Genomic DNA, 15599 nt, shown 5'->3' on the forward strand with positions numbered 1-15599 from the left:
CCCGGGTGGGCGGCCGCCGACCTACCCCCCCGGGCGCTGGGGGTGCCCTCCCCCCGTGGGCCACGGCCTGCCCCTGCCTGCCCCGCTCGTGGCCACGGGCGTCCCCGGCGCGGCCGGGGGCCCGCTCGCTCTCCCGTCGCGGGCCGTGACGGTTCGTGCGGGACGGTCTTCCCGCTTCCGCCCCCTGGGCAGTCTCACTCGTTCGTGGCTCGTCGCGCGCCGGTCCGCCGGGTAGGGCACCCGGCGCACCGATCCGCGTCAGCCGGAGGCCTTTGATGGAACAGACCGCGTTGCGTCCCAAGCCGCTGCCCGGCCGGCCGCCCGGCGACGGCTCGGCGGCCGTGCCACCCCCCGCCCGGCGTCCGCACGCCACCCGGCGGCGGCTCCGGCGGCTCAGGGCCGTGCTCTCCGGGCTGATCGCCGGGACGGTCCTGCTGCTGTCCGGGGTCGGCCTCGGCACCCTCGGCGCCATGGCGATCGGCATGGACAGCATGGACGGCATGGACGGACTCGCCCGCCCGGGACGCCACGCGGCACCGGCGGCCCCGTCCCCCGGCCGCCCAGAGCAGCCCGCCCCGCCCGCCCCGTCGGGACCGGCCGCTGCGCCCGTCGCCGTGCCCGCGACCCTCGGTGTCGAAGCCGTGGACGCCGTCGACGGGATGGACGCGACGGACGCGACGGACGCGACGGACGGCAGGGACGACGACAAGGAGCCCGGCGCGCTGGTGGTCGCCGTCCATGTCCCCGGTCCGGCCGCATCGGCGGGCCTCGTCCGGGGCGACGTGCTCCTCGCGTTCGGCCGTACCCCCGTCGGCTCGGCCGCCGACCTCGCCGCCGCCGTCGCCCGGACCCGCCCCGGCTCCCGGGTGACGCTGACGGTGCGCCACCAGAACGGCGCCCAGCAGCAGCTGACGGTCGTGCCCGGCGTCGTGACCTGACCCGCCCCGCGGGACGGGAAACACCCGCGAAACCGGGCAACCGGCTCGCGCCGTTCCCCGCGTACGGGCAGGATGCTGAGCGTGGCACAGTGATCCCTTCACCCGCTCGAGGAGGCCCGGATGACCGGCAGCACGACCTCGCCCTTCACCGCCGACGACTACCGGGCCCGCATGGAGCGCGCCGCGGCCGCGGCCGCCGACGCCGGTCTCGCCGGGCTCCTGGTGGCGCCGGGGCCGGACATGGTGTGGCTCACGGGATACGCGCCCCCCGCGGTCACCGAACGGCTCACCCTGCTCGTCCTGGCCCCCGGACGCACCCCCGTCCTCGTCGTGCCCACCCTGGAGGCCCCGGACGCCGCCAAGGCCCCCGGCGCGTCGGCCATGAGCCTGCGCGACTGGACCGACGGCAAGGACCCGTACGCCGCCACCGCCGCCCTCCTCGACGTCGACGGGCGCTTCGGCATCAGCGACAACGCCTGGGCGATGCACCTGCTCGGGCTGCAGAAGGCGCTGCCCGGCACCTCCTACGCCTCCCTCACCGACGCCCTGCCGATGCTCCGCGCCGTCAAGGACGCGGCGGAACTGCGGCTGCTGGCCGCCGCCGGCGCGGCCGCGGACCGGACGTTCGAGGAGATCCGCGAGGTCCGCTTCGGCGGCCGCCGGGAGTCCGAGGTCGCCGCCGACCTCGCCGGCCTGCTGCGGCGCCACGGCCACGAGCAGGTCGACTTCACCATCGTCGCCTCCGGCCCGAACGGCGCCGACCCGCACCACGAGGCGGGCGACCGCGTCATCCAGCGCGGCGACATGGTCGTCCTCGACTTCGGCGGCCTCAAGGACGGCTACGGCTCCGACACCTCCCGCACCGTCCACGTCGGCGAACCCACCGACGAGGAACGCCGGGTGCACGACCTCGTACGCGAGGCCCAGGAGGCGGGCTTCCGCGCGGTCCGTCCCGGCGTGCCCTGCCAGGACGTCGACCGGGCCGCCCGCGCGGTCATCGCCGACGCCGGATACGGCGAGTACTTCATCCACCGCACCGGCCACGGCATCGGCGTCACCACGCACGAGCCGCCGTACATGATCGAGGGCGAGCGGCAGCCCCTCGTGCCCGGCATGTGCTTCTCCGTGGAGCCGGGCGTCTACCTGCCCGGCCGGTTCGGCGTGCGCATCGAGGACATCGTCACCGTCACCGAGGACGGCGGCCGCCGCCTGAACACCACCACCCGGGAGATGGTCATAGTGGAGTGAACCACTTGGAAGACCCGGCACATCCCCGAGGACGACGCGCGACCATGACCCAGGCACCGACACCCACCGCGGACACCGTCCGCCGGCTGGTCCGCACCCTGCTCAGGGAGGGCGCGGACGACACGGGCACCGCAGGGCCCGAGGTACGGCCCGTCACCGAGGGCGGCGGGCACTCGACCTGGTGGGTCGGCGGCAGGCACGTGCTGCGCCTTGCCCTCGACCGTGAGTCCGTCGTCCGCCAGCGCCGCGAGCTGCGGCTGCGCGAGCTGGTCCGGCCCCACCTGCCGGTCACGGTGCCGGCGAGCGTGGCGCGCGGCGAGTGGGCGCCCGGGCTGACGTACACGCTGGACGTGAAGCTGCCCGGCGGCACGGCGGAGGAGCACGACGTGTCGGCCGTCGGCGAGGCGGACCTCGCCGGGCTGCTCGGCGGGCTGCGCGAGGTGCCGGTCCGGCAGGCCGAGACGCTCGGCGTCCCGCGCACCGCTCCGCGCTCCCTGGAGGCGCTGCGCCGGATGGCCGTGCACGCGGCCGAACGACTCCGCGCCGCCGACGAGTTCGACTCCGGCCGGATGGCCCAGCTGACCGGTCCGGCCGCGGCGCAGCTCGCCGCCCAGCCCGGCACGGCGGTCCTCGTCCACCACGACCTCAGGGGCGAGCACCTGGTGACCACCGCCGACGGCCGGGTGCGCGGAGTCCTCGACTGGTCCGGCGCGGCCGTCGGCGATCCCGCGGAGGACATCGCCGGCCTCGCTCTCGCCGTCGGCTCCCCGGCAGCCGTGCGCGCCGCCACCCTGGCCGGCTACGGCGCCCGGCCCTGTCTGCGCGGCCTGTGGCTCGCCCGCTGCGACACGGTGATCCGGCTGGCCGCACGCCTCGACGGCCAGGACGCGGGCCCGCTGCCACTGCTGCGTACCCAGCTGCGGCGGGCCTGGGAGGCCATCCTCCTGGAACGGGTGACGGAACTCCGCGAGGACGGCTCGGACGACGGATTCTGAGAATGCCGTCCGACCTCGCCGACCGAATCGGCGTCGGCGTGGTGACGCGTCGGCGTGGTGACGCGTCGACGTGTTCACACGACGCCGTGGTCACACGACCAGAAGTACGTCCCGGCACGCGTACCTGGCCGTCGGTGAATACACCTCCAGCGTCCACCGTCCGCGCTCGGCATGTGTTTCGGCGAGGAAGGCGCCGTCGCCGCACGGCCGCATCTCCTCGTCCCACACGCATCCGCCGTTCTCGGCGAGGCGCCGCACCCGTAGACGCAGCGCGGGCTCGGCGTTCGTCGCCCAGATCTCGAACGGCTCGCCGGCGACGGCGACATCGGGCAGCTCCACACCAACCGGGTACTCGGAACTCAGCGCTTGGGCGAGCGGTACGTCGTCACAGATGCGCTTGAGCTGCTCGACGGCCTTGTCCGCGTTCATGAGATCCGCGTGCCTGTTGTCCAGCCACAGCAGCTGGCCCGTGCTCGACCACTCGGGCGGGGACTGCGCGAGGTGCGACACCGTCCCGTCACCACGTGGAGGGGGCAGGTACCGGTCATGGGGATCGGTGGACTTCGAGAAGTCGGAGTGGAACCTCGGCCGGCTCCCCATGGGGAAGGAGACCGCCTGATCGGTGCGGTGTTTGTCGCCCCCGAACGCGAACAGGGCGTAGCGATGACGCCCGTACAGTGCGTCGTTCTTCTGCATGGCGTTGTCGATGTCCGTGAAGAACCGTCCCGATTCCTCGATCATCCAGGGGTCCACCCCCTCCAGCGGGGTGCGGCTGTCCAGCGCGACCCTGCCGTTCTCCTCGTCGAGCACGATCCGGTACGTGGGAATCAGCTGCCCGAGCGAGGGATACGTCGAGCAGATCTCGCGGATCTGCTCGTTGAGGCGTCCGGGCACCCACCGCGCCTGCCCCGTCAGGAACCGCAGCGCCTTGACGCTGCCCGAGAAGGGCGTGCCCAGCGTCGTGACCGACCGGGTCTTCTCCCATCCGCCGAGGACCTCTGTGTAGAACCGCACGACAAGGCCGCCCATGGAACGGCACAGGAAGACCACCTTGGCGTCCCTGGCTCCCGGATACCGTGCCGGATCGGCTGTCTCCTGCCAGTGCGCCAGCCGCTCCTCGACGAATCGGCTCAGTCTCCGGGCCGAGTTGCGGTTGGACAGCCGCCAGTCGTAGGGGAAGACCAGGAACCTGTCCTCGGCGACACCCAGCTTCCTGCGGAGGCCGGCGTATCCGGTGTCGGAGATCAGGCCGGGCAGCAGGCGCGGGCCGCGGATGGCACCACCCACGTCCAGGGCGTGCGGCGGCTCCGGATCATCGTCCCTGATGTCCTTCTGCAGCTTGAGCATCTCCCTGGTCCGCGTCGACCCGAGAACGCCGCCGATCGCCCGCAGGCTCAGGTCCCAGACATCCTGTCCGTCCCGGGTCAGGGCGGTGCCCATGATTCCCGGGACCATGACGACGAGATCGTCTCTCACCGAATGCTCTCTCTGTTCTCGTGGGCGGTCTCCGCCCCTGGTCGCCGGACGATCCGTGGCGTCGGACCGCCCTCGTCGGCCGGCCAGGGCAGGGCCACCTGGTCGCAGCGAAGGCTCTTCTGCGCGATGCCCTGGATCATGAGGGTGATGTCGTGTCCGTCGTAGGCGGAGTCCACACTCGTCACCTCGTAACCGCGGGACTCCATCGGCTCCAGCCTCCGCTCCTGCCTGACGTCCCAGAACCGCAGGCTCCCGGACTCCCGGCTCCAGCCGACGAGCAGGGGCCGCTCCGGCGGCCCGGCCAGGGTGAGCCCGTCGAGCGGCGCACCGGGCTGCTCCGGGAGGTCGATCGGCCTGCCGATGCGGCCGTCGCACTCGCGGAAGCGCACTGTGTACGGCGTCGCGTAGGCGACCAGGGGAACAGACCGGACCGCCCGTCTCAGCAGACCGGCCGCGACCGCCCTCGCGCCGGGGCAGTCAACCGGTTCCGGCCGGGCATCGGGCTCGGCGAGGTTCCAGACCCGGACCGCGTCGCCGCCCCAGAGCGACAGCCACGACGGGCCGCCGGGCACGCCCGACACGTCCAACTGCTGCACGGAGCCCGAGGCGGTCAGCACGAAGGTGCGTCCCTCCCGCCAGGGGCCGGCGCGCTCCCAATTCTCGCGTTCCCACGTGATGACGTTCTGCCCGGACGGCCACATCACGCGCATCCGGCCTGTGCCGGTGACGGACAGGCCGAGCGTGGGGGTCCGCAGGTCGGACGCGCCGGGCAGGTCGAACTCCTCGGTCCCGAGGAGCTCCAGTCGCGGGCCGAGCTTCCACAGCACCACGTGCCGGCGGCCGACCGCCGCGGTCGCCCATCCCGCACCGGCTCTCGTGGCGGCGACCGCGGTCACCTGATGCGAGTGGGGGAGCCGTGGTCCCTCGATGACGCGGCCGGACCTGGTGTGCAGGCTGAGCAGCACGTCGAAGCCCTGCGAGCGGGCGAGGAGCATGGTGCCGTCGGAGTCTCGCACCAGCCGCAGTTGCGGGCTCTCGGCAACGCGCCCTCGGAGGGGTGCCCGGGCGGCGCCTCCTGCCTCGAAGGGAGCGTGCGGCTCCCAGATGTGGAGCCGGGTGTCGTCGGCGACCGCCAGCCGGCCGGTTCCCGAGGGGTCGAAGGCCAGGGAATCGTGCCCGTGGTCGCAGGGCAAGGGGGCGTACTGCCTGCCGGACTCGTCCCACACATGGAGTTCGGCGTTCTCCTGCACGGCGGTCAGCACGCCGTGCGGGCCGCGCCCGAGGACCACGGCCCCTCCCGCGCTGCGGGCGCGGAACCGGAGTTCCGCCTCGCCGTGGAAGAGGTCCTCCACGTGCCAGACGTGGAGCGTGTGGCCGTCCAGGGCTGCGATCAAGGCCTCGGGGCCGTCCCCGGGCACCAGTACCGACACCGCCTTGACCACCTCGGCGCCGTCGGTCAGGGAACGCGTGCGCACGAGCCGGTGCTGTCCCGTCCGCAGCCCCTGCACCTCCCATACGGTCACCCCTCCAGGGCCGCCGGTGACCACTCCCACTCGCCCGCCGGAGACGGCCAGAGCCACACAGCGCGCCTGCGCGGAGACGTGGAACGGCCGCCTCAACCGCCCCCGGGCGTACTTCGTGGAGGAGTCCCACCGCCACACCCATGTGCCGGTGCGGTCGACCGCGGCGAGGAAGACGTCCCGGCCCAGCCGCACGGAGGCGAGGGCGTTCGGTGTTCCTCCCCAGTACAGCTCCTCGACCGGGTGCCTGCGGTGGCCGTGCCAGATCCGCACGCACTGGCTGTCGTGCGCGGCGATCACCCGGCTCTCACCCCGTCCGGCGGCCGTCACCCCCCGTTGCACGGGCGGCGAGGTCCACGTGGCCGGGCCCGTGGTCCTGGTCCGCGTCTCGCGCCCGTCCTCGGTCCACGACGTGATCTCACCGGCACCGGCGACGTGGATGATCCCGTCGCCGTCGGTCTCCCAGTGCACCGCCAGCGCCCCGCCCGAGGGAGCGGGCCGGCTCCGTCGCAGCGGAAGCCGCTCCGCGCTGCTCCACACGTCGTCCCAGAACACGGAGGACGGCTTCGGCACGGTGCGCAGGAACTCCGGGGAGAACATGGCCAGGGCAGTGGCCCGCAGCATCGCCCATCGCGCCGGCGGCGACGGATGTCTGCGGAAGTGGTCGGCCACGCGCAGGTACAACGCGCTCTGCCGGCCGGTCGCCAGCCGGCCGGCGACCAGCGGCTCCAGGACATCGGGCGAGGTCGCCACCAGGAAGTGGTGGTCTGCCACCAGCTCCTCCAGGGCGTCGTCACCGGCCAGAGCGGCGTGCGCGGCCAGGTAGTGGGCGGCGTAGGGTTCGACGTCCTGCCAGCCCGCACCTTCGCGAGGGGTGAGGGCGCGGACCACCGCACGGTGCTGCTGCCGCTGCTCCGCCTCGCCGTACAGCAGATGGGCGCCGAAACTGGGATGGTGCAGGCGGTAGACCTCCTGGCCGAACTCCTCGTCCTTGGTGATCGTCACGCCGGTGGCCGCGCGGATCACGGTGCTCAGATCCGTGCTGTCGTAGTCCCTGCCGGCGGCGTCGTCGCGCACCGCGTTGGTCACGGCGAGCCACACTCCTGGCTGGGGCAAGCCGATGCCCTGAGCGAGAGCGAGGCTCCGCATGAAGTCCCGCACGCGGGCCGGGTCCTGCGGGTCGAGCCGGTCCAACTCCTCTGTCAGCAGGGAGTCGAGGACGGCCGTCCCGCTCCGCAGTTCGTGGTCGAGCCGGTGCTCGTCGACCGGAGTGGGCATCTGGGCGAGACGACGTGCCCACAGGGTGGCCACGAGGAAGAGACCGCTGCTACGGCTCGCGATGTACTGCGCGACCGCGCCGCGCGTCTGCGCCGCGTCCCGCAGCCGGTTGTACGGGGAGTTCTCCTCTCCGAGGAGACGTTCCACATGGCGAGCGATGTCCTGCTCGACCTCGGCGGACCGGTCCAGCTCCATCGGCCGCACGCAGTGCAGGACTTCCAGCAGGGTCTCGGCGGGCGGATCGCCCGGCAGATTGCGGCGCGGGTTGGCCCGGGTGGCGACCACCACGCGCACCCGCGGCTGCGCCGCGAGCGGGTTGAGCAGGGCTCGCGCGATGTCGAAGGAGTGACCGGCCGCTGCCTCGTCCAGTCCGTCGAACATCAGGGTGAGGCTGCCCTTCCGGCCGGCCAGGTCCCTGACCCTCTCCACACAGCCGGACGGGGATAATCGGGCCCCGTCGGGCATCGCCGGATCCAGGGGCCGCAGACGCTCCGTCAACTCCTCGCACAACCCGGCAAGCGTCTTGCCCCGGCAGTGGAGAGCGGCGTTCACCGAACGGAGTTCGGGCAGGTTCCGCGGTCGGCGGTCCGCGGGCAGTGAGGCGACGAAGCTCTCTGTCGTCAGATGCGCCACGTAGGCCAGCAGGGTCGACTTGCCCGCACCGGACGCCCCGGTGACGGCGAACATCCCCGATTCCTGGATGCGCAGCCAGTCGACCACTTCGGCGACCACCCGGTGTCGCGAGGAGAAGTCACGCAGGTGCCAGCGCTCGCCGGAGTCGGAGAAGACGGGCAGTTCCGCGCGCCGTAACTCCCTGCCGATCCAGGACTCGTCGTCCTCCGGGCGCAGCGCGGCGTTGACCCGCGGGGACCGGTGGGGATTGGTGAGGAACTCGGGGCTCAGGGTGTGCACCTCGCGCCAGACCGGTGCCTGCCCCCGCATCAGGGTCTGCACGCCGAGCATGAGGTGCTGGAAGACGAGGGTGTCCTTGTCCCGGCTGAAGATCCTCTCGCTCTCACCCACGACGAAAGCGGGGTTCGACAGCACCTCTTCCAGACGCTCGACGAAATGGCCTTCGACCGCTTCCTGCCGGGACTCGGCGGTGGCGACGTAGGCGAATCCGGTGAGGGAGCCGGACCGCCGCATCAGATCGCGCGCGTTCTCGACCTGGGCGCTCAGCCCCCGTACCGCCTCCCCCGCGAAACAGGCGTCCAGGATGAGCAGGGTGTCTGTGGCGTCCTGAGCGAGCCACTCGACCAGTTCCGCGGCCGCCACGGCCCGGCCGGGGTCGAACCGACCCGTCTCATAGCTGTCCTCACAGGCCAGGTAGAAGGTGTCGCCGACGACTTCGCCGTGCCCCGTCCAGTAGAGGATCCGCCGCCGCACCGCCTGCTGGTGCAGCCGTCGCACGAACGCGCGGATCCCCTCGCGGCCCGCGGCCGGGGGCGCCGCGGCCGTGACGTCCGCACTGGTCAGGCTCAGCGCAGGGGCGTTGAACCCGAGGCGTCGGGTCTGCTCGACGAAGCGCGCGGCGGTCGTCCTCAGGCGAGTACGGTCCCTGGCCCCTCGGGCGTCCCCCCGGTACCGGTCGACGACGACGGTGGCGGCCACGCCGTCCCGCCCGTGCGCAGGCTCCATCCCCGGGACTCCCCCCTCGGATCCCGTCCCCACCTACCCGCCCGTGGACAGAATGCTTGTGGAGACCTGACATCTCACGCCAAGAAATGTGTGCTGTCTCACATTACTGGACGGCAGGGCGGGTAAGGAGGCCGAATGAATCAGCGCGACGCGTTCGTCATCGGGGACATGGAGACGGACTGTCACATCTTCGAGGGAGACGGCACGCGCCCGATCCGCGAGGAAAACGTCACGGTCATCTATGAGGCGGGCCTTCGCCGGGTGGACCTGCCGGTGCGGGTCCAGCAGTGGCGCCAGGAGATCGAGGCCGAGCAGAAGCGCAGACAGGCGGCGGGTGAGCGGTTCGCCTGGAACAACCCGCGGTTCGCCGTCGAGAGCGTCATCCTCTCCCGGACCGACGAGGACGAGGAGCCACAGGTCCGGATCAGCCTGTGCGACGCGGACTACTACGACTTCCTCGCCACCTCCGTCAACCTGGACAGGCCCTTGGAGGAGCAGGACGCTTCCGCCACCCTGCGCTCGCAGTACCTGACGAACTCCGACCCGGTGGAGGCGCCGTCCTTCCTCTCCTGCAGCTTCGGCGTCAACGTCGCCGTCGAGACGGGACGCGACCGGATGATGGTCTTCGCACGCCGAAGCGTGCACGTCGAGGGCCACAACAAGCAGCGCTGGAACTCCTCGGTCAACGAGGGGCTCGCCGCGATCCACGACGTCCCCGAGGACGGCAGGCCCATCAGCCTCAGTGCCGTGGCGCACCGCGCCCTCCGTGAGGAACTCGCCGTCCAGGACGGGGACGACGTCCAGCTGGAACTGCTCGCCTTCGCGCTCGATCTGCGCAACCACCAGTGGGCCGCCTTCTACCGCGCCGTACTCACCGACCTCAGCGCCAAGGACCTCACCGCCCGCCGCAGCCGGGGCGTTGAGGACAAGTGGGAGCACGACCAGTTCAGGTTCGTTCCGGCCGATCCCGACAGTGTGCTCGACTTCCTGTTGGAGAAGGACCCGGACAAGATCTGGACGCCCTGCGCGCCTGCCCTGTTCTACCTGGCTCTGGTCCGGGCCGCCGTCATCGCCCGGGGCGGCAACCCGTCGGGCCGGTTGGACGTGGAGGCCGCCGAGCGCCGCGCGCTGCAGCGGCTCGAGGAATCCGGGTGACGTCACCGCGTCGTCGCGTGGGCGGCCTCACCCGCGATCAGAAGATGTTCCGTACCCGGTGCTGCTGGCGCAGCTTGAGGAACCTGGCCCGGACCTGATCGGCCGGCATCCCGGCCTCGGCCTGGATCAGGAGGTCCGCCAGGGCGTCCCGTGACTCCATGAAGCCGTGCCATTTCTGCTGGGGCTTCAGCCAGGTGTCCACCGCGGTCATCACCGCGACGATCAGCGCCAGCGCCGGGACCCACTTGATCAGCCAACTCCCGTGACCGCCGCCCAGATTCTGGTCGGCGGCCACGACAGCACTGGCGAGAATGAGCAGGATCCGGCTCAGGTAGTACGTCAGTCCGTAGTTGAAGGTCCCGACCCGCCAGCGACGCATCTCACGGTCCATCTCCCTGCACAGGGCCTCCGGCAGTCGGGTCGGTCCCCCGCTCTCCGCCGTAGTCTCCACCACGTCCTCGGCCATGCGTCCCCCTGCGACTCGTACCACGAATGGACGCTCCATTCTCCCAGCCCGGGGACGGCGCTCCGGGCCGTCCGGGAGCAACTGCCGGCCTGCGGGCGAGGGGGGCCGCCTAGGCTCCGGCGGAGGGCGTCCACGGGCCGTAAGGGCGATCCGGGGTCAGCCCTGCAGCAGCACCACGCTCGACTGGGGCGGTACGTGCAGCACTCCGTCCGCGCCGGGCGGCTCGACGGGCTCCCACGCGGCCAGCACGCGCGCCTCGCGGGGTCCCAGCGGGATCGCGGCCGGCTTCTCGGCGAGGTTGACGGCCACCCGGACGTCGCCGCGGCGGAAGGCGAGCCAGCGCTCCGCGGTGTCGTAGGCCACCTTGATGTCGGCGAGGTCGGGGTCGGTGAGGTCGGGCTGTTCGTGCCGCAGCGCGATCAGCCGCCGGTACCAGGCCAGCACCCGCGCGTGGGGCTCCCGCTCGGGTTCGCTCCAGTCGAGGCAGGAACGGTCCCGGGTCGCCGGGTCCTGCGGGTCGGGCACGTCCTCCTCGGCCCAGCCGTGTGCCGCGAACTCCCGCCGCCTGCCGCGCCGTACGGCCTCGGCGAGCTCGGCGTCGGTGTGGTCGGTGAAGAACTGCCAGGGGGTGCCGGCCGCCCACTCCTCGCCCATGAACAGCATCGGCGTGAACGGCGCCGTCAGCGTGAGGGCGGCCGCGCAGCCGATCAGGCCGGGGGACAGGGAGGCGGCGAGCCGGTCGCCCTGGGCGCGGTTGCCGACCTGGTCGTGGGTCTGGCTGTAGCCGAGGAGCCGGTGACCGGCCACCCGGGTGCGGTCCAGGGGGCGCCCGTGGTGCCGGCCGCGGAAGCTGGAGTACGTGCCGTCGTGGAAGTAGCCGTTCGTCAGCGTCCGGGCGAGCGCCCCGAGCCCGGCGTGCGCGAAGTCGGCGTAGTAGCCCTGCGACTCGCCGGTCAGCGCGGTGTGCAGGGCGTGGTGGAAGTCGTCGTTCCACTGCGCGTGCAGCCCGAGGCCGCCCTCCGCGCGGGCGGTGATGAGCCTCGGGTCGTTCAGGTCGGACTCGGCGATCAGGAACAGCGGGCGGCCCGTCTCCGCCGCGAGGCCGTCGACGGCCGTCGACAGTTCCTCCAGGAAGTGGCACGCGCGCGTGTCCTTCAGCGCGTGCACCGCGTCCAGGCGCAGCCCGTCGAGCCGGTAGTCGCGCAGCCACGCCAGAGCGCTGCCCAGCAGGTAGGCCCGCACCTCGTCCGACCCCGGGGCGTCCAGGTTCACGGCCACGCCCCAGGGGGTGTGGTGGGTGTCGGTGAAGTAGGGGCCGAACTCCGGCAGGTGGTTGCCCGACGGCCCCAGGTGGTTGTGCACCACGTCCAGGACCACGCCGAGGCCGAGTTCGTGGGCCCGGTCGACGAACCGTTTCAGTGCCTCGGGCCCGCCGTAGGGCTCGTGCACGGCCCACAGCGACACGCCCTCGTACCCCCAGCCGTGCCGGCCGGGGAAGGGGCACAGGGGCATCAACTCGACGTGCGTGACGCCCAGGTCGACGAGATGTCGGAGCCGTTCGGCGGCCGCGTCCAGGGTGCCCTCGCGGGTGTACGTGCCGACGTGCAGCTCGTACAGGACCGCGCCGGGCAGCGGGCGCCCGGCCCACTCCGTGCGCCAGGCGTAGCGGCCCTGGTCGACGACGGCGCTCAGGCCGTCCGGTCCGTCCGGCTGCCGGCGGGAGCGCGGGTCGGGCAGCACGGGGCCGTCGTCGAGGGCGAACCCGTACCGCGAGCCGTCCTGTGCCTCGGCCTCGCCGAGCCACCACCCCTCCCGCTCGGGATCACGCTCCAACGCGCGCGCGGCGCCGTCGCAATGGAGCGTCACACGGCCGGCCTTCGGTGCCCACACCTCGAACTGCACGGACGGTTCCCCTTCGTCTGCTCACCGTGATGTAGCCCGTCCATGGTGCTTCAAACGGGATCGATCCGCCCTCGCATCCCGCCTTTCGCGGCGAGTGTCGTCGCCACGCGTGCGCGTCGGGGCCGTCTTCCCGACTTTCTCGTCTTCTGGACACCCGCTGGTCCGCTGACCGACAATCACGGACGTGACGTCGTCCTTCGAGTTCCCCACCTACCCCGCGCGGCTCTCCGACGCGGAACGCGACAAGGCGCTGCAGGTGCTGCGCGACGGCGTCGCCATGGGACGGCTGTCGCACGACACGTTCGTCCGCCGGATGGAGCTGGCCCTCGCCGCCCGCCGCGCCGACGAGCTCGCCGCGCTCACCGCCGACCTGCCGCGGGAGAGCCGCTTCTCGCGCGTGGTCTTCGGCACGGTCGAGGCGGTCTCCGGTTTCACCGTACGGCTGCGCAGGGCCTGGCAGATCGAGCGCCTGCCCAAGCTGCTGCTGCCCCATCCGGGCGACGGTCACCCGCTGCGCATAGGCCGCGACCCGGTCAACGGGCTGCGCCTGACCCACGAGACGGTCTCGCGGGTGCACGCGGAACTCAGCCGGCACGGCGGCACGTGGGTGCTGCGCGACCTCGGCTCGACCAACGGCACGACCGTGAACGGCCGGCGCGTCATCGGCGCGGCCGTGGTGCGCGAGGGCGACCAGGTCGGCTTCGGCAAGATGTCGTTCCGGCTCGCGGCCAACTGAGCGGACCGGCGGGCCGGAAGGCGCTGCCCGGCCCGGGCCCCCGCCCCACCCTTGGCCTGAGCATGACGCGGTGCTTGCCTGCGGTGATGGGCTCATATCGCTTTGCTCTCCGTGGTGTTGACGTACCCCCCAACTCGTGACTGACTGTGCGTACGCCATGTACCCCTGGTGAGACCGGCGGCGCCGCATAGTGGAGGTGTGCCTTGACGCCCCTCCTCCGCTACCCGACCGTCGACGAGCTGGGAGCCCGCGCCGCGGCGCTGGTGGCGCGCCGTCCCGGGGACGCGCGGCTGCGCCGCGTCGGCACCTCGCGGGCCGGCACCCCCATGTGGCTGCTGTCCGTCGGGCACGGCAGCCGTCAGGCCCTCGTCGTCGCCGGGCCGCACGCCAACGAGCCGGTCGGCGGCGCGACCGCGCTGCGGCTGGCCGAACGGGCGCTGGCCGACCCGCTGCTCGCCGAGGGCGCGGACGCCACCTGGAACCTGCTGCTCTGCCTCGACCCCGACGGCCTGCGCCGCAACGAGGGATGGCTGAAGGGCCCGTACACGCTCGGCCGGTACTTCCGGAACTTCTTCCGGCCGGGCTTCCTGGAACAGCCCGAGTGGCTGCCCGCCGGCGCGGCGGCCGCCGCCCTGCCGGAGACCCGCACCCTGCTCGCCGTCCAGGACGAACTGCGCCCCTTCCTGCAGTGCTCCCTGCACGGCGTCGACGTCGGCGGCGGCTTCGTCGAGCTCACCGACGACCTGCCCGGGCTCGCCCCGCGCGTCGCGCACGCCGCCGCCCGCCTGGGGGTCCCGCGCGAGCTCGGCCCGTACGACACCCTGTACTGGCCGACTCTGGGTCCCGCCGTCCACCGCATCCCGCCGCCGCAACCCGGCGACCTGGTCGCCGCGATCACCGAGGCTGCCGTCGAGTCGACCTGGTACCACCCGCACCGGTACGGCACCGTGACGGCGGTCGTGGAGGCGCCCATGTGGGGGGTGGCCGCCGTGGAGGACGGCTCCCCGCCCGCCGACGCGGCTGCCGTGCTGCGCACCGCCGGCCGCACGCTGCGGCGCGACACCCGGCTGCTGGGGCGGCTGCTCGCGCGCGTCCGGCCGCACCTCGCGGACGTGCCCGACACGGCCCGCCTGCTCGCCCCGGTGGACGACTACCTGCTGGTCTCCCCCCGCCTCGCGGACACCTGGGACCCCGACGTCGCGGACGTCGCCCGCCCGCTGCCGCCGCTGAGCACCGCCCACCTGGCCGCCCTGCGCATCGCCGGACGGCGTCTCGCCCTGCGGACGGCCGGACTGCTGCACCAGCTCCTGACGGGCGCCGGGCGCGACCCGGCCGGGGCGCTGCCGGAGCTGGACCGGCTCATCGACGAGTGGTGCGCCGACTACCGCGACGGCTGCTCGGCACGCTGGATACCGGTCGCGCGCCAGGTCGAATACCAGACGCGGGTGGTGCACGCGGCGTTCGAACTGGCCGCACGGCACGCGCCCGCCGCCTCCCGTTCGGGTGAGCCGGGCTGGGGTGCGCAGGCCGCCGTGCCGATGCATGGGGAATGACGACCAGCCTCAAGGCGAAAGCGGTACGGGACGTTCTCCTGGCCGCCGCCCTCCTCCTCACCGGCGCCGCCCCCGCACAGGCGGCCGCCCGGCACCATGTCCCGGACGAATGGCTCTACCTCACCGTCGCCCGGGGCGACGCCTCCGCCGGCGCCGGACGCGACGCCCTGCTGCTGTGCGACCCGCCCCAGGGCCACGCCCGCGCCGCCGAGGCGTGCGCGGACCTGGCCGCCGTCGACGGCGACATCGGCGCCCTCCCGGCGCGGAACGCCCCGTGCCCGATGGTCTACGCCCCGGTGACCGTCCAGGCGCGCGGACAGTGGCACGGCCGCCGGATCGACTACACCCACACCTACGCCAACTCCTGCGTCCTGCAAGCCCGCACGGGGACGGTGTTCGCCCTCGACGACGACTGACCGGCCACGGGACCGCCCGCCCGGCGGAGGCCCGGCCCGGCGTACCGGCGTACAGCCCCGCGGTACTGCCCGGCGCCTCGGCGGTCCCGCACGACCGCCTCCGCGCGCGTGCCGCAGCCCGGCACGCGCGCGGAGCGGGCCGCGGCCGCGGCCCGCTGCCGTGTCGGTGGCCGCGATGTGCCGTGGCTGCGACCGGGACGGTGCGGGGCCGTCGGTCCGGCGTCCGCGGGGACGGTCGCGGCGCCCCGCGGTGGCGTGGCCGCGGGTGCCATGGCCGC

At 73.2% G+C, this 15599-nt stretch carries 11 protein-coding genes; 7 read left to right on the forward strand and 4 right to left on the reverse strand.

All coding sequences use genetic code 11. From position 1 onward, the window contains the following. Positions 1-275: 275 nt before the first annotated feature. From AB0G63_RS01390 to AB0G63_RS01400, 3 genes are all read left to right on the forward strand, one after another. Positions 276-938, forward strand: a complete 663-nt coding sequence (locus AB0G63_RS01390; RefSeq protein ID WP_360742390.1) for a PDZ domain-containing protein — start codon at positions 276-278, stop codon at positions 936-938. A 120-nt stretch (positions 939-1058) separates the two neighbouring features. Further along, positions 1059-2186 (forward strand): aminopeptidase P family protein, encoded by a 1128-nt coding sequence (locus AB0G63_RS01395; RefSeq protein ID WP_360742393.1) that lies wholly within the window; start codon positions 1059-1061, stop codon positions 2184-2186. 44 nt (positions 2187-2230) lie between these two features. After that, a complete protein-coding gene (locus AB0G63_RS01400; protein ID WP_360742396.1) occupies positions 2231-3181 on the forward strand; it encodes an aminoglycoside phosphotransferase family protein in 951 nt (316 codons plus the stop codon). 90 nt (positions 3182-3271) lie between these two features. Here AB0G63_RS01400 and AB0G63_RS01405 read toward each other — a convergent pair whose 3' ends face one another. Both AB0G63_RS01405 and AB0G63_RS01410 read right to left on the reverse strand, forming a co-directional pair. Further along, positions 3272-4657 (reverse strand): hypothetical protein, encoded by a 1386-nt coding sequence (locus tag AB0G63_RS01405; RefSeq protein ID WP_360742399.1) that lies wholly within the window; start codon positions 4655-4657, stop codon positions 3272-3274. Next, the gene (locus AB0G63_RS01410) at positions 4654-9093 is read right to left on the reverse strand and encodes a hypothetical protein (protein ID WP_360742402.1); all 4440 of its coding nucleotides are present in this window, start codon (positions 9091-9093) and stop codon (positions 4654-4656) included. Before AB0G63_RS01410 ends, AB0G63_RS01405 begins: the two co-directional genes overlap by 4 nt. 135 nt (positions 9094-9228) lie before the next feature. Here AB0G63_RS01410 and AB0G63_RS01415 point away from each other — a divergent pair, with 135 nt between their 5' ends. Continuing rightward, complete coding sequence (locus tag AB0G63_RS01415; protein ID WP_360742405.1) at positions 9229-10248, forward strand: translation initiation factor 2; 1020 nt, start codon at positions 9229-9231, stop codon at positions 10246-10248. Positions 10249-10285: 37 nt separating this feature from the next. On the opposite strand, the gene AB0G63_RS01420 is transcribed toward AB0G63_RS01415, so the two are convergent. After that, positions 10286-10714: a hypothetical protein gene (locus tag AB0G63_RS01420; protein WP_360742408.1), complete on the reverse strand. Its 429-nt coding sequence runs from the start codon at positions 10712-10714 to the stop codon at positions 10286-10288. A gap of 156 nt (positions 10715-10870) precedes the next feature. Next, complete coding sequence (gene treZ, locus AB0G63_RS01425; RefSeq protein WP_360742410.1) at positions 10871-12616, reverse strand: malto-oligosyltrehalose trehalohydrolase; 1746 nt, start codon at positions 12614-12616, stop codon at positions 10871-10873. A gap of 184 nt (positions 12617-12800) precedes the next feature. On the opposite strand from treZ, the gene AB0G63_RS01430 reads away from it, so the two are divergent. From AB0G63_RS01430 to AB0G63_RS01440, 3 genes are all read left to right on the forward strand, one after another. Next, positions 12801-13352 carry a DUF1707 and FHA domain-containing protein gene (locus AB0G63_RS01430; protein ID WP_360742413.1) on the forward strand — a complete coding sequence of 184 codons (552 nt, stop codon included), beginning with the start codon at positions 12801-12803 and terminating at the stop codon, positions 13350-13352. Positions 13353-13555: 203 nt separating this feature from the next. Continuing rightward, positions 13556-14905, forward strand: coding sequence for a M14 family zinc carboxypeptidase (locus AB0G63_RS01435; protein ID WP_360742416.1), 1350 nt, complete (start codon positions 13556-13558; stop codon positions 14903-14905). Next, positions 14902-15321 carry an SSI family serine proteinase inhibitor gene (locus AB0G63_RS01440; RefSeq protein ID WP_360742419.1) on the forward strand — a complete coding sequence of 140 codons (420 nt, stop codon included), beginning with the start codon at positions 14902-14904 and terminating at the stop codon, positions 15319-15321. The genes AB0G63_RS01435 and AB0G63_RS01440 overlap by 4 nt, the downstream gene beginning before the upstream one ends. Positions 15322-15599 lie beyond the last annotated feature (278 nt).

Source organism: Streptomyces sp. NPDC020996 (assembly GCF_040641355.1).
GTDB lineage: Bacteria > Actinomycetota > Actinomycetes > Streptomycetales > Streptomycetaceae > Streptomyces.